The organism is Marinoscillum sp. (assembly GCF_040222955.1).
Taxonomy (GTDB): domain Bacteria; phylum Bacteroidota; class Bacteroidia; order Cytophagales; family Cyclobacteriaceae; genus Marinoscillum.
In genome coordinates this window covers 50324-65593 of record NZ_JAVKCA010000012.1, presented here as the reverse complement: position 1 = coordinate 65593, position 15270 = coordinate 50324, and the positions used below count along the sequence as shown (strand labels likewise).

8 protein-coding genes are annotated in these 15270 nt (G+C 47.5%); 1 reads left to right on the top strand and 7 read right to left on the bottom strand.

Translation table 11 applies throughout. From position 1 onward, the window contains the following. Window position 1: 1 nt before the first annotated feature. The 3 genes from RIH33_RS11660 to RIH33_RS11650 form a co-directional block, all read right to left on the bottom strand. Window positions 2-799: a tRNA pseudouridine synthase A gene (locus tag RIH33_RS11660; RefSeq protein ID WP_406652991.1), complete on the bottom strand. Its 798-nt coding sequence runs from the start codon at window positions 797-799 to the stop codon at window positions 2-4. Window positions 800-802: 3 nt separating this feature from the next. Further along, complete coding sequence (locus RIH33_RS11655) at window positions 803-2344, bottom strand: SDR family NAD(P)-dependent oxidoreductase (RefSeq protein ID WP_406652989.1); 1542 nt, start codon at window positions 2342-2344, stop codon at window positions 803-805. 99 nt (window positions 2345-2443) lie between these two features. Then, entirely contained in the window at window positions 2444-4291 is a 1848-nt protein-coding gene (locus tag RIH33_RS11650; RefSeq protein ID WP_406652988.1) for an ATP-binding protein, read from the bottom strand. A gap of 310 nt (window positions 4292-4601) precedes the next feature. On the opposite strand from RIH33_RS11650, the gene RIH33_RS11645 reads away from it, so the two are divergent. Beyond that, the gene (locus RIH33_RS11645) at window positions 4602-5867 is read left to right on the top strand and encodes a cation:proton antiporter (protein WP_406652986.1); all 1266 of its coding nucleotides are present in this window, start codon (window positions 4602-4604) and stop codon (window positions 5865-5867) included. 80 nt (window positions 5868-5947) lie between these two features. Here the strand turns inward: RIH33_RS11645 and RIH33_RS11640 are convergent, their stop codons facing one another. The 4 genes from RIH33_RS11640 to RIH33_RS11625 all read right to left on the bottom strand — a co-directional run bounded on the left by RIH33_RS11640 (window position 5948) and on the right by RIH33_RS11625 (window position 15026). Beyond that, window positions 5948-7144, bottom strand: a complete 1197-nt coding sequence (locus RIH33_RS11640; protein ID WP_406652985.1) for an efflux RND transporter periplasmic adaptor subunit — start codon at window positions 7142-7144, stop codon at window positions 5948-5950. A 10-nt stretch (window positions 7145-7154) separates the two neighbouring features. Further along, on the bottom strand, window positions 7155-11531 hold the full coding sequence (locus RIH33_RS11635) for a CusA/CzcA family heavy metal efflux RND transporter (protein ID WP_406652984.1): 4377 nt from the start codon (window positions 11529-11531) through the stop codon (window positions 7155-7157). A 143-nt stretch (window positions 11532-11674) separates the two neighbouring features. Beyond that, entirely contained in the window at window positions 11675-12070 is a 396-nt protein-coding gene (locus RIH33_RS11630) for a hypothetical protein (RefSeq protein WP_406652983.1), read from the bottom strand. Window positions 12071-12137: 67 nt separating this feature from the next. Next, the gene (locus tag RIH33_RS11625; RefSeq protein ID WP_406652982.1) at window positions 12138-15026 is read right to left on the bottom strand and encodes a hypothetical protein; all 2889 of its coding nucleotides are present in this window, start codon (window positions 15024-15026) and stop codon (window positions 12138-12140) included. Between the last annotated feature and the right edge of the window lie 244 nt (window positions 15027-15270).

Genomic DNA, 15270 nt, shown 5'->3' with positions numbered 1-15270 from the left:
GTCAAACCTTATCCTTATAAGCATCCAGTGTTACCTGATGAAGTACCAATCCGACGGGTGGCGCCACATGCATCACCCGGGAGATGGTGTTCCCACTCAGCGAGTTGACTAAGTCTTCGATACTCCAGGCACCTCTTCCGATTTCGAAAAGTGCACTCATCATCATCCGGACCTGATACCGCAAAAAACCGCTTGCCTTGACCACAAATACATATGAATTTACAGGAATGAAATTGCCTACCAGGTACTGGTTGTGCACAATCTGAGCAGACAGGATTTCTCTTTGAAGTTCCGTTTTTTCGGAAGGTTTTTGGGTATACTGTCTCAAGTTGTGGTTGCCTTCAAATTTCCCGGCGGCCAATTTCATCCTTTGCACGTTCAGTTCCTGCCTGATATGGTGCATAAGTGGCGAGGAAAACGGATGTGGTTTTTTCCCAAAGCTAAAGTAGTAATGATATTCCTTGGTTCTGGCGCTCTGGATGATGTTGAATCCCTCGTGCACAGGCTCCACTGCCCGGGCGGAGATGTCCGAAGGCAGGTGCTTATTGAGTTGATGAAGCAGCTGTTCCGGGATGAGTGCATTCTTTACAAAGAGCTCCAAAACATAATCTTCAGCCGATACTTTGGCATCTGTACGTGAGCAGCCCAACGTTTTGAAGGGGGCGCTGTTTAGAATGGTCTTCAATGTATCGTCTATAGCCCCGTGGATACTTGGGAGTTCGGGCTGCTTCTGCCAGCCATGGTAGTGGAGACCCAGAAATTGAATCCTGATCAGATAGAAGTGCGTCCAGGTGGGCATGATCTACCAGTCGATGGGTCGGTAGTCTTTCAGAAACTTCCCACACCAGTGCTTACCGGTATTGATTCCGTCAAATAGTGGGTCGAGCACTCTGGCGGCGCCATCCACTATGTCTAGGGGTGGCTGAAAGTCATGCACCTCTGTTTTAAATTTCGAAAGCTCTGCAGGATCCTCATCGGTGACCCATCCAGTATCCACAGCATTCATATAGATGCCATCTTTGGCAAAATCCGAAGCTGAGGTGTGGGTCATCATGTTCAGAGCGGCCTTAGCCATATTGGTGTGCGGATGCCGATCTTCCTTATAAAACCGATGGAATTTGCCCTCCATGGCTGACACGTTGATAATGTGCTTTTTACCGGTATTTTCTTGACGCATCAAGCGCGAAAGCCTGTTGCAAAGCACAAACGGCGCCACAGCGTTAACCAGTTGCACTTCCACCATTTCCGGAGTTTCTATTTCGCCAAGTTTCAATCGCCAGCTATTGGTTTTGCGCAGGTCTACCTGCTGCAGGTCCGCATCCAGCTTGCCCTCAGGGAATACCTCCTGAGTTTGCAGTGAGTTGTCGAAACTATAAGGAATCTGTGAAAGCTTAGCAGAAGCCCGCAGGCCTATGCCTGGCTCAGGAGCGTTCCAGGCTACCGGCAGGTTCTGGTTTTTAACTTTGGAGGGAGCCAGTTCTCGTAGCTCAGAAAGGCAATAGTGATGGTCGGAGAGGAGCCCTCTTGTCAGCGAGGGGAGCTCATCCGTATTCATTTCTTCATTGGCCATGAGGTGCTTATAGAAGCCGGCAGGCCTTCTCACGGTTTGCGCCGCGTTATTGATCAGGATGTCCAGACGGTCATACTGATGCTCTATAAAATTGCAGAAGATCTCCACCGAGGGAATGTGTCTCAGATCCAGCCCATGGATTTTGAGCCGGTGACTCCACGACTTGAAATCTTTCTCTTTGGCAAACCGAAGGGCAGAGTCCACCGGAAATCTGGTGGTGGCCACCACGGTCGCTCCGGCCCTGAGCATCATCAGGGTAATGTGATATCCGATTTTTAGCCTGGAACCTGTGATAATGGCCACCTGTCCGGTGAGGTCGGCGCTCTGAAAGCGCTTGGCGTAGTTGAAGTCTGCACATTCCGGACACATGGCATCATAGAAATGGTGCACCCTGGTGTATACAGCCTTGCAGACATAGCAGTTTCTGGGTGATTCCAGTTCGGGAGCTACTTCATTTTCTTTTCCCGTAAGGGAAATCAGCTTGGGCGCCTCAAAAACCACTGACTCCCGGGCACTGCGGATACCCGTGGTTTTACGGATGTGCTTATCCCGTTCCACCATTTTTCTCTTGGCAGCCTTCTTGGCATCCTTTCTCCGCTTGTCAAATTCCGCTCTGTCTGGCCGTGTAAGCGCACCCGCTGCTTTCAGAAGTGCAATTCGTTGATCTTCGGGGAGTTCAAAAAGCTGCGTGGTATCGTCCAATAGGCGCTCCAGCACAGTAATGCACTGATCGATCTGTTCCTGAGTAATGTGGGCAGCGGATTCTGCGCGCATAAGTAGTTGGATTGTTGAAGTTTATGGGCGCAAAGGTAGTCTTTGATCATAAATATGAAGCAATCTGAGCCATCATAGTTCATTCTCAGATGCAGGTTCTCAAACAGTCGACTTTGTGGGTAGCTGTACGACGACCTGTGTGCCTTTTTCAGTAGAAGTAATGTGGATTTGACCGCTGTGCTCCTGGACGATGCGATGGGCCATAGACAGACCGAGGCCTTTCCCCAGACCGGGCTCTTTTGTAGTGAAAAACGGATCAAAAACCTTGTCCAGATCTGTTGGTGAAATTCCGGTGCCATTATCGGAGATGTCCACCTCGATGAAGTCCTGTTCAGTTAATATGTTCGTGGTGATGGTGATTAAGCCATTTCTGTCAAATGATTGAATGGCATTGCTGATAATATTGAGAAAAACCTGATGCAACTGGCCTTCATTTCCTACGAAGAGAATGTCCTTGTGATGATAGGTTTTCACCACTTTACCCTTGTACTTTATTTCATGGTTGAGTATCTGTAAACAGTTGTCGATAATGGTATGAAGGTTACAAAGGCCCAATTTTTTTTGATTGGATCGATTGAAATGATCCAGGCTTTTTGTGATTTCGTGAATACGCCCGATTCCCTCTTTAATGGTTTGAAGGCCTTCTTCCTGGACGGCACACAGCTCGTTATTGTCCTCGAATGTTTCTGGCTGACGGATGGTGCTTTCCAAATTGTGGAGGCCACCCATTATGAAGTTCAGTGGGTTATTGATTTCATGGCCCACTCCGGCAGTGAGGGTACCAATAGAGGCCATTTTGGCGGTTTCCACCAGATGTTCCTGGGTTCGCCTCAGTTCGCAGAGCGTTTCACTGAGTATTTCCTTCTGGGCTGTGAGTTCCTGGTTGGCACATTTAAAGTCCTGGTTGGCGGCTTCCAACTCCCGTGTTCGTGCGCGTACCAGCTCCTCGAGCCCTTTTTGGTAGGCGACTATTTTTCGCTCAGCATTTTTTTGATCTGTAATGTCTCTGATTACCGCCTGGATATAGTTCTCTTCCTGGAGCGCTACCAGACTAAGGTTAATAGAGGCTTCAAAGGTTTCCCCATTCAGTTTGCAATGCAGCCATTCGAAGGACTGTGAAATTCCCTTTAAAGCCATTTCAATGATTTCAGGTACCTTTTCTTTTGAGAACCGACCGTCCGGTTGCCTGACCGGACTAAAGTCTATCGGGGTTTTACCGATGATGTCCTGCTCCGAACAATCAAATAAAGCAAGTGCTTTCTGATTGCAGTCCACAAAGACCCCATCTTCAAATAGCAGAATGGCATCATTGGAGGTTTCAAATAGCATTTTGTATTTCTGCTCCTTGGTAATTAGTTCAGCGCTGTGTTTGCGAATCACGGCGAAGTTGTGCAAAATGGCCTTTCTGTAAATCTGACTACCAAACAGAAGCGTAAAAGCAGCGAGGAAGATGATTGTTCCGTCCATCACCCAAACTACATCGTGCGTGGAATAGTTGGTTTGATGGGTGATGTCAGAGAAAACTCCTGATACGAAAAGGCTCCCAAAGACGACATAAGTAACCAGGAGGAGGAGCGATACCAGTATGGCCTTCTGATGTGAAAGCACAAAGGATGTGAGCACGGGTAGTACCACAATGAGGGCTTTGGCGGAAGCCACAAAACCAAGCTGATATAATCCCACAGAGATGACGACATAAAGTACTGCCAGAAGGCCTCCGGCTTTGAGGTTGTGGCCGACTTTATTGCGGAGGAGCAAGAGCAGGACCAGTAATATCACCACGGCGGCATGAATGGCGAGAACCACCGTCATGTTTTTGTATACGGATCTGATTACATTCAATATAAGGGAAATGATACCCAGGGAAGAGAAAATAATGAGGGCCAATTCGATAATTCTGCTTTGGATATCCTCCAGGTTATGTTCCTCATCTAATTGAGTGAGCATGGGTTGGTTGGTTTGGTTGGGTTAGGAAAAAAGGACAATATAAGACATGATTGTTTGAAATAGAAACCATCTGAAAGGGGTTTATAGATGAGCCACAATGGTATGAAAGAAGCGTGCGGAGGAGCCCTGATACAGATTATGAATGAAAAAAGTGCTAATGTTGCAAAAGAAGCTTATTAATGTGCCGCCTTTCATCAAATAAGTGTATTAAAACTACTGAATAGCGCGTATTATTACTGAGTCTCCTTTACAAGAATATTCTGAATGCCAGCTGTGGGTTTATAGGTTAAAATTGTAAAAATTTAGTGAAATGCACATATTCGATTTAATAGCCCTCCTCATTTTCGTTTCAGGTCTGTTCATCTTTTTGAACACGCTTTACCTGAAGCTGCCCTCGTCTTTGGGGTTGATGATCCTCACCCTTATCCTGTCGGTAGTTGTTCTAATGACTGAAATTTTGTTTCCGGAGTGGGAAATAGCTACAGAAATAAAGTCTTTTGATTTTCGCGATGTTCTCAATCAGATGGTGATCAGCGTGATCCTGTTTGCGGGCGGATTGAATATGGACATCAACAAATTGGGAGACCAGAAGCTTCCAATCATAGTGGTATCCATCGTTGGTGCCATCATTTCAACGCTTGTAATTGGTACGACATTGTACTTTATCCTTAATGGAGTGAACATTGAGATTAGCTATATGTATAGCCTTGTATTTGGTGCTGTGATTTCCTCCACCGATCCTATCTCTTCCTCTAACACGACCAAAAGATTTTCATTACCCAAAATATTGGAGATTAAACTTGAGGGTGAGTCTCTGTTTAACGGTGCTTTTTCTGTGGTTTTGGCCTTTGTGCTCTACCACGTGGCGATCGTTACAGGAGACCAGAACATTACGTTTGTCACCTTTGCTCAAATACTATTGCTGGAGATCCTGGGCGGAATCACCATTGGCGTTCTCATGGGCTTTATTGGTTTCAGACTTTTGAAATTTATAGATAATGATGATGTGCATATTGAGGTGTTGATCACCATTGCACTGGTGCTTGTAGGGTCCTTTATTTCAGGGTTCTTCAGTATTTATTCGAAAATGGTTTCACTTATTATGGGACTGCTCATTGGCTACCTCAGCAGGGGTGGGGCCAATCCTGTGAAAAAGGGTGAGGAGATTGTGGGATCCTACGTTTACAAGTTCTGGAACCTGATGGAGCAGACTATGGCCGTAATGCTCTTTGTATTGATGGGTCTGGAAATGCTGGTTTTGGAATGGCGCATGGAATTTTTCGCGGCGGGATTTATCGCGGTAAACGTGGTGCTTTTTGGGCGATGGCTAAGCATATTCATTCCAGTGAAAATCATGTCCGGCAATTTTCATTTCGATAAAAATACCATTCCTGTCATGACATGGGGTGCATTCCGGGGCGGATTGCCCATAGCACTCATACTGGCACTGCACAACTTTCCGGGGAAGGAACTTCTGATCACGATGACCTACGTAGTGGTGGTGTGTTCTATTCTGTTTCAGGGGTTCACACTGCCCATTATGATGAGAGAACGTTTTGTCAATCGGGCAGTATAGGTGAATGTTGATATTATAAAAACAGGCCGCTCAAAATCTTTTTGAGCGGCCTGTTTTCGTTATGGACGGGCTGGTTTCCACTAGTGTCCGTGACCTTCTTCCTCGCTGTTCTTGCTTTTGGCAAGCAGCGTGAAGGCTCCACGGGTCACAAGATTGATGGTATTAACGTTCAGCGAAGAATCCGCTAACGAGACGACTTCTGTATACCCGTCTTCACTGATTCCTTTGATTACCTCGATCATATCATAGACATAGATTGGTTGGTCATTCTCTGTTGACTTTTCCAGAAAAGCGAACACGAAGTGCTTACCCCCAAAGCGAACGATGGATTCATCAGGCGCGGCCCATACAGCATGACTTCCAGTTTCGATCCGGGCGGAAACGTACATGCCCGGTAGCAGATCGGCAGATTCTTCCTTTAAATGTCCATGTACTGTCACCGTACGATCTTCTCTGACCCCACTGCCAACGAGAAACACCTCCGCCTCGCGCCAGTTGTCGGGACTATTGGCCAACGAAAAACGAATGCGCTGACCCTTAGCTACCATGGGAATATCATCTTCAAAGACGGAGAGTTCTACGTGAAGATCTTCCGAATTGGTGATGTTCATAATGGCATCCTGAGGACCTACGTATTTGCCCACATTGGTGAAAACTTCCCGGATGGATCCACTCTCAGGAGAGTAAATGCGCACGCCCGCTGAGATGTTTCCTGCCTGCACTTGACTCAGGTCAAACCCAATAAGTTTCAGTCGGGCTTCCATAGATTTGATCCTGGCTTCATTGGACAGGTAGGCACTTTTGGCTTGCTGGAAGCTCTTTCCCGAAGCCACTTTTTCATCATACAAGGATGACTGGCGCTCGAAATCTGCCTTGAGGTACTCACGGTTGGCCAGTCCTTCCAGGTATTCCTGCTGAAACTGGATGAACTGAGGGTTTTCTATAGCCACCAAGAACTGACCTTTTTTCACCCGGGTTCCGGGTAACATTTCGGTATACTTTACAAAACCACCATAAGGTAGGTTAATGGAAATATTGCTTTGAGGGGGCACGTCGATGATGCCACTTACCCGTAGCTCACTTCCAATTGTCCGCTTTTCTATTTTTCCGATTGTGATGGCTGCCAGGTCCTGCTGCGCCTGAGTCAACTCCACCTTGGTGCCCTCAGTATGTTCTTCCTTCTCGCTTTCACCCTCTGGCTGAGAACAAGAGGTCAACAGAGGTATCAGAATTACCCACGCGAGGCAAATGAGATTATTGAATGTTATATTTTTCATGACTTAGTTTTTAAAGAATACCAGAGATGTAAGCGATGCTTATGAGCGTCTGGTTATGTTGATTAATAATGTCCAGGTAATTGAATTGAATAGAAAGGGCCCGGTCTAAGCCCTGAACATACTCCACATAGTTGATTTCACCACTGGCAAAACCCTTTTGGGATTGCTCCAGGATCAGCTCGGCCTGAGGAAGAGCATTTTCCTGATAATACTTCAGGCTCGTTAGTGATTTTTCATACTGCTGGATCAGGGACCTAAGCTGGCCTTCAAGTTGATTAGTCATTGCCTCAAGCTGGAGACTGGTTTGTTCCTTTTTCAGCTCGGCGGCTCTTATTTCGGATACCTGGGCACTCGCCCCGAAAAGCGGGATGGCCAGCCCCACCTGAAATCCGGTGAACCGGTCTCCGTAGGAGTACACCACCGGATCTCCCGCCGTGGTCTGACCAGGCCCATTGAGCGATTGATTGAAATAACCCAGCCTGATGTCTGGCAGCAGTTGAGATTGTTCCAGTGATTTTTGCCTGTCAGCCACTTTAATTTGCTGTTGGTACCATACCAGAGTGGGGTTCTCCGCGATGCTGGGTTCTTCCGGCAAATGAAAGTTTTGCTGTGAACGGACAGGCCCCATGGAGATACCGATGGGTTCCGTCGTGTTCAGCAGGGTTTTCATTTTGGTCCTTAAGATTTCGATATCAGCCTCACTCTGCTGAAGCCTTACCGCGATTTCGGCTACCTGGGAGGCTGCAGTGGCCTTTTCCAACAGGTTACTTTCGCCGGTTTCATATCTAAGGGTAGCCGAAGCAGCAAATCGCTGAAAGATACTATCCTGACGCAGAAGTAATTGGCGCCTGCTTTCCTGCCACCACCATTCATACCAGATGGCCTTCACTTGCTGCTTCAGCTCATTTGCCGAAGCTAGGTAAAGTCGCTCCTGGCTTTCTATTCTGGCGTTTGACAACTTACGTTGATTGGCATACACAGTAGGAAAGGCCAGGCTCTGATTGATGTTAAATTGGTTGTCATCAGTGTAAGCGCTATTGTACTGACCGTGTGTAAGGGAGAGCTCAGTCTTCGGGATACTCCAGCTTGCGCCTTTTAGCACACGTTGCTGTTCGGTCTGCAAGTCTATGGCCCTGAGACCTGGGTTATTTTGAATCGCAAGGGTAACGGCCTGATCTGCCGATAGGTATATTACCTGAGGCTCCTGGGCAAAGGCGGGATTTGTCGGTATGAAAATGCTCCCAAGCATCAACCCAAGAAGCAGCGCCCCCGGGCGTAGTTTTACTTTTTTCTCAAAATAATAGTACAGGACCGGCAGTACTACGAGCGTGAGCAAGGTGGCGGTCATAAGCCCACCAATAACCACCGTGGCCAGTGGCTTCTGCACTTCAGCACCGGCAGACTGAGACAGGGCCATCGGAAGAAAGCCCATAGAAGCAACAGCAGCAGTCAATATTACCGGCCGAAGGCGAACCTGTGTTCCCTTGTAAATCCGCTCAAAAATATCAGAGACACCATTGGATTTTAGTCGGTTGAACTCAGAGATCAGCACAATGCCGTTGAGCACCGCTACACCAAACAGCGCTATAAAGCCAACTCCGGCTGAAATGCTAAAAGGCATGCCTCTGATCCAGAGGGCCAGAATCCCACCAATGGCTGAAAGGGGAATGGCTGTGAAGATCAGTATGCCCTGTTTCACGGACCCAAAGGTGAAATACAATAAGACAAAGATAAGCAGCAGGGCCAGAGGTACCGCCACAGCCAGTCGCTGACGGGCTTCCACCAAGTTTTCAAACTGACCACCATAGGAGATGGCATAACCGGGAGCCAGAACGACTGAGGATTCTATTTTTCTCTGAATTTCGGTGACGATGCTTTCCACATCTCTGTTTCTGACGTTAAAGGCCACGATGATTCTCCTGCGGGTATCATCACGCTGGATCTGGTAAGGCCCGTCTTGAATAGAGACATCCGCCACCTGATACAAGGGGACCTGATGACCGTCTGGCCTCACAACGTAGAGGCCGCGTACATCTTCCAGGTTGCTTCTGTTGCTTTTGCTCAGCCTTACTACCAGGTCGAAACGTTTCTCACCTTCGTAAACCAGGCCAGCGGATGATCCTGCAAATGCGGCCTGAATGGTTTGATTGACCTCCCGCACATTAAGGCCAAATTTGGCCAGCTGATCTCTTTTATAGTCGATGACTATTTGTGGGATTCCGGTGACTTCTTCTATGTACAAGTCTACAGCCCCGTCTACACCTGAGACAATCCGGCCAATCTGATCAGCATACTGGGATAGGCTTTCCAGGTCTTCGCCGTATATTTTGATGGCCACATCCTGCCGCACCCCAGTCATGAGTTCGTTGAACCGCATCTGTATGGGCTGTTGAAAACCAAAAGTGACGCCAGGGATGACTGAAAGGGCCTCGGCCATTTTGTTGGCAAGTTCCTCTCTGCTGGAGGCAGACACCCATTCACTTCGGTCTTTGAGGATGATCATGAGGTCTGCAGCCTCTGGAGGCATCGGATCGGTAGGAATTTCACCTGAACCAATTTTAGACACTACCTGCTCTATTTCGGGAAATTGGGTGAGCAGTATTTGCTCAGCCTGAGTAGTGGCCTTGATGGTGTTTTTGAGTGAACTCCCTGAAATCACCCTGGTTTCTACGGCAAAGTCACCCTCTTCCAATGTAGGGATAAACTCCCCACCCATGGTTGAAAACAACCACAATGAGCCTCCAAAAAGGGCAGCGGATACCGTTAGTATGAGGATTCGTTTGTGCATCGCCCATTGGATGGTGGGGGAGTAGAGTTTGTAAAAAAACGACATGATTTTGTCCGAGATATTGGCCTTGTAGGTAGTTTTTTTGCTCAGAAACATCGCTGACGCCATTGGCACATAGGTGAGCGAGAGAATGAAGGCACCGAGTATGGCAAAACTCACTGTCTGTGCCATCGGACCAAACATTTTGCCTTCCGTTCCTACCAATGCCAGGATGGGTAGGTAAACAATCAGAATGATAATTTCACCGAAGGCTGCTGAGTTTCGGATTTTACTGGCTGACTGGTATACCTCCTCATCCATCTCCGTTTGGGTGAGTTTCCTGCCGAGCTTGAGCAGACCAAGGTGATGCATGGTGGCTTCCACGATGATCACCGCACCATCTACGATCAGCCCAAAATCAATGGCGCCAAGGCTCATCAGGTTGCCGGAAACTCCAAATAGGTTCATCATGGAAAAAGCGAACAGAAGTGCCAATGGAATGACCGACGCCACGATGAGGCCAGCCCGCAAATTGCCCAGGAGGAGCAGCAATACGAAGATTACGATGAGTGCCCCTTCGGTCAGGTTTTTGGTCACCGTACCTATGGCATTATCTACCAGCTTGGTTCTGTCCAGGAAGGGTTTAATAATCACCCCTTCGGGGAGCGTCTTTTGAATTTCTTCAATTCGGGATTTCACGTTGTGAATGACTTCAGCTGAGTTTTCACCTTTCAACATCATGACAATGGCGCTCACAACCTCGCCTTGTCCGTTTTTGGTGGTGGCTCCATAGCGAATGGCACTGCCCAGCTGCACTTTTCCAACGTTCTTAATCAGGACGGGAATACCATCCTGATTGTTCTTAATCACAATATTTCGGATGTCCTCCAGATTGCCAATGAGGCCTTCGCTTCGAATGAACAGTGCGGTAAGGTCTTTTTCTATGTAGGCACCCCCGGTGTTTTCATTGTTGGCCTCCAGGGCACGAAATACCTCGGCTATAGATACATTCATCGCTTTGAGATGATCCGGATCTACCGCTATTTCGTATTGTTTGAGGTATCCCCCAAAACTACTGACATCCGCCACTCCGGGCGTGCCGAGAAGCTGCCGACGGACAATCCAGTCCTGAATGCTGCGAAGTTCACGGGCATCATACTGATCCTCGTAACCGGGCTCTGTATCTATCACATATTGATAGATTTCGCCGAGGCCCGTGGTGATGGGAGCCATGCCGGGTTTGCCCACTCCAGCCGGAATTTGAGCCTCGACTGCCGCCATGCGCTCGTTGACCTGCTGTCGTGCCCAGTATACATCCACATTTTCTTTGAATACGATAGTGACAACAGATAAGCCGAATCGTGAGAAAGAGCGAATTTCCTCAATTTCCGGTATGGTGGCCATCGTGATCTCCACAGGGAAGGTGATCAGTCGCTCCACCTCTTCTGCTGATAAGGAGGGGGAGGTGGTGATCACCTGCACCTGATTATTGGTAATATCGGGCACTGCATCAATGGGCAGCTGCCGGAGTGAATATCCACCCCAGATGACAAGCCCGAAAGTAAACAGGCCGATGATCAGTTTATTTTGAACTGAAAATCGAATGATTTGATCAAGCATAAGTAATGATGATTAATTAAGTCTTATGAATATTTCATGTGTTTTGAACCCTTAAAAAGATTCAGCTGAAGTCTGATGAGGAGATACGATGATCCCTCTGGTCTGGAGTGACCGAACAAACTTCTAAATAGTATGATAGTGTTTCAACCTTTGGGTGGTTGAAAGGGGGAGTCGGGGTAGGCTGTGGAGGTTGGAGCCTGATAGATGGAAAAATTGGAAACTGTGGTAAAAGAGGGCGATTTTAACTGTTGGATCAGGAGGGGAGTCACAAACACGAAGGCATGCCCACAATGGTGGTTGCCATGAAAGGGCAGGTTTTCATGGCCATCATCCTCATGGTGTCCTTGCTCGTCTCCTGTGCCTGCGAAATAGTCTTCTGCCAGAAACTCAAGAAAGGAATCGTTATCAAACGCCTGATGCTCATAGAAATGATTGATGAGATTAGGAAGCTTGGGAAGTTCACAGCACAAATCCGAAATAGGGCCTAAGGCCTGAATGCTCAGTAAGAGCGCAATAAGTACGGATTGATGAAACTTCATAAGCGCACAAATATAGAAAGTTTGTGTTACTGATAAGGAATGTAGTCCTCTTTCGTCCAACGATCTCTTAAGGAGAAAGTTTTTCGAGGAATTCCACCATGTCGTCATGGATACTCAGGCGTTTGCGCAAGCGATAGCGGGCTGTTTCTATCCCCCTTATGGAAATGTTCATAATGGGTGCAATTTCTTTGTTGGTCAGGTTCATTTTCACCAATGCACAGAGTCGGAGTTCTTTGCTATTCAGATCGGGGTATCGCTCCCGGAGCTCACTAAAAAACTGGTGATGTACACGCTCAAAATTAGCCTCAAATACTTTGATGTAATCGTCGTTGTTGAGCCGGGACTTTATTTTTCGAATGAGTGCCTTAAGATCCCGTCGGGTTTTTTCATTTTTGGTGGTATCCTCAAGCCTGACGAGCTCCTCCCGCAGCTCCATCATCAGCTCCTGCTTGCGGGAGAGTAGAGTGGCATAGTTCACGAGCTCCTTGGTTTTCAGTATCAAATCCCCCTCAAGTGAAGATTTCGCAGTTTCAAATTGATTTTTTTCCTGTGCCAGCTGCATCCTGTCCAGTTCCAGTCTGAGTATTTTGTTTTGCTTCTCAGCCTCAAGTATGGTTCGCCGCTTCTGCTGTTCGATCAGCCTGAGAATGCCCTTGACGCAGAGGAAGATGAGCGCGAGTCCCATGATGGAATAGATTAAAAATGCGAGTGTTGTTTGATGCCATGGTGGCCTTACAATAAGGGTGCGGCTTGCCGCCAGAAATGATTCGCCGAGTTTGCTTTGGGCCCGTACGGAAAATTCATAGGTGCCGGGTGTGAGGGCCGTGTACTCTTTCCACGGTTTTTCTTCCCAGTCTGACCAGCCCTGATCCGCTTTTGAGAGTTGGTAACTATACCTTACTTCATTCAGCATGTCCATTTGAGGTACCGCATATTCCAATCGGAGGTTTTGCGTTTGCGCGGCCTGAAGTTCCAGTGGGTTCTCTAATGGTAAAAGCAGGCGCTGATCGCCTTTGGTGAAACTGAGCTGGCTGATCCTCACAGGATAAGAAGTAAGGGAATCGGTTTTTGGGGTGAGATCAAATGCAAAGAGTCCTTTTTTAGTCCCGATCAGGACACCATTGATCAGCGGGAGAATGGTTTCCATTTGTTTATTGAAAGCACCACGGGTTTGCAGAAAAGGTTCACTGTGAAGTGTGAACTGATCATCCTTATTGAAAAAGCCCACCTCGTCATTATGAATGTACCAGGTCCTGTGTTTGGTATCCAAAAGCTTTCTCGTCTCCTTTTTGGGATCCAATACCTTGTTCAGCAAAGGATGAGGCTGGAATAAGTTGAGCGAATCATTGAAGGTGTATATACCAGCCTGGGTTGAAAATACGGCTTCACCATTACAGGAGAATACGTTGACATTGTAAGGCGCCGGGAGCCCGGCTTTCTCGAAATGCTGAACACTGACGACACGCTGATAGTCGGGGGCTACTTTGATGCGGAAGACCCCTTTGAAACCATGACATACCCAGAAAACACCCGGCTCGCTCTGCAGGATATCCCTGCTGGACTCGGAAAACCCGGAAACCACGTTTCGAATCCGGAAATTGCCTGCGGAATCGACAGTCAGGAGTTGGAGGTTGTAGTAGGTACACACCAGGTACTGCCCCGGTTTTTCTGCAATTGGAATCACTTTCCATACTCCATCAGTTCCGGGGATTTGCTGGCTATCGTTACCACGGATGACGAACAGCCCTTTTTCATGTCCGCAAAGCAGTTGACTCCCGAAAGTCTGGAGTGACCAGGCCTGTCCTTCCAATCCTGGAATCGGCTCAAAATCCATGTGCATAAATGGCTCAGTACCTGGTGGATTCACTGAGGCCCAAACGCCCTGATTGGTGGCTATGTACATGGTTACATGATGTATATTCACATCGAATACCGAAGCCTTGTTAAAGACAATGGACGATGGAGAGGACAGATTGATGCAATCAATTCCGTTGTCCAGGAGCACCCATAAGTTGCCGTTATCGCTTTCGAAAAGACTGTTTACTGACTCATCCTGCAGACTGATTCTGGTCTTATCCAGGGGTATTGTTTCACCACTGGCTGTGAGCATGATCAGCTGGTTGGATAAGGTGCCCACGTAGTAATCCCCCTGCTTTGTTCTTATCACACTGGTTACCTGATTAGTAGACTTTTGGTCAAAAAGAACTCTGGCAAGGGAAAAATCCTTGCTTTCAAGGTGATAACTATATACCTGACCATCTCTGGTGAAGATGCTTAACATTTCTGCCGAGTTCCCGGCAGTGATGGACACTATAGGATTCCACTCATATGATTCCTTGGAGATAAGGAGTTCGAAATTCATGGTGTGCAGATCGAACACCTTGAGGCCATCCGACCAGTTGGCCATGTATAGCCGATCATTCACTACCTCAGAGGTGTAAAAGCCTCCGGTAGGAATGGTGAAAGCTTTCTGACCTGTAATGGCAATAAGTTTGGATACGCTTCGGAAAATGACGTGCCCCTGTACCTCATGGATGTCATAGACAAAATCAAGATCAAGGTCATCTTCCGGAGCCAGGTGGACCATGGAGTGATAATGGTACCGGCCAAACCCATCCCGCTCGATGGTGCCGAACTCATTGAAACCACCCAGGTAGACCTTGTGATCAGAGCCGTAGTGGAGGGCCTTCACGAGAGACTTATTAGGCAACGCTATTCGCTGCCAGTTTTCTCCATCGAAAACGAGGGCACCATCCTGATTTCCGAAGTATTTCACCCCGGATGAATCCTGGCACATGGCCATCATCATGGGATCGCTATGGAAATCGTCCAGCCCATAGTGAATAATCTCCGGTGCCCCACGAACCAGGGTTTTCTGCGCGAATGGTTCTTCCTGAAATCCTTTAGCCATGCCCGCATACAGGGTGCAAATGACGATCAAAATTCCTTGTCGCATTAAAGTCATGAGAATAATTCTGTTGTATGCCATTTCCAAATTACGCTATTCTGGAATATTCTAAAGAATCGATGATCCGGATCAGGGGTGAAATTTGTCTCATGGTCGTTCATACAGGTGTATTGAGGGGCGTTCTACCAGTGGTGGTGTCAACAATGCCTGCAAGGGTGCTTGGATTACGGGAATGTTATATAATTGATAATCAGTGAGTTGTATTTGTCTGAAGTAATGGACTCAATGGGTG

Coding starts and splice junctions, on each gene's coding strand:
- RIH33_RS11635 (WP_406652984.1), bottom strand. CDS start 11,531: ATGCTTGATCAAATCATTCGATTTTCAGTTCAAAATAAACTGATCATC.
- RIH33_RS11630 (WP_406652983.1), bottom strand. CDS start 12,070: ATGAAGTTTCATCAATCCGTACTTATTGCGCTCTTACTGAGCATTCAG.
- RIH33_RS11640 (WP_406652985.1), bottom strand. CDS start 7,144: ATGAAAAATATAACATTCAATAATCTCATTTGCCTCGCGTGGGTAATT.
- RIH33_RS11625 (WP_406652982.1), bottom strand. CDS start 15,026: ATGCGACAAGGAATTTTGATCGTCATTTGCACCCTGTATGCGGGCATG.
- RIH33_RS11650 (WP_406652988.1), bottom strand. CDS start 4,291: ATGCTCACTCAATTAGATGAGGAACATAACCTGGAGGATATCCAAAGC.
- RIH33_RS11660 (WP_406652991.1), bottom strand. CDS start 799: ATGCCCACCTGGACGCACTTCTATCTGATCAGGATTCAATTTCTGGGT.
- RIH33_RS11655 (WP_406652989.1), bottom strand. CDS start 2,344: ATGCGCGCAGAATCCGCTGCCCACATTACTCAGGAACAGATCGATCAG.
- RIH33_RS11645 (WP_406652986.1), top strand. CDS start 4,602: ATGCACATATTCGATTTAATAGCCCTCCTCATTTTCGTTTCAGGTCTG.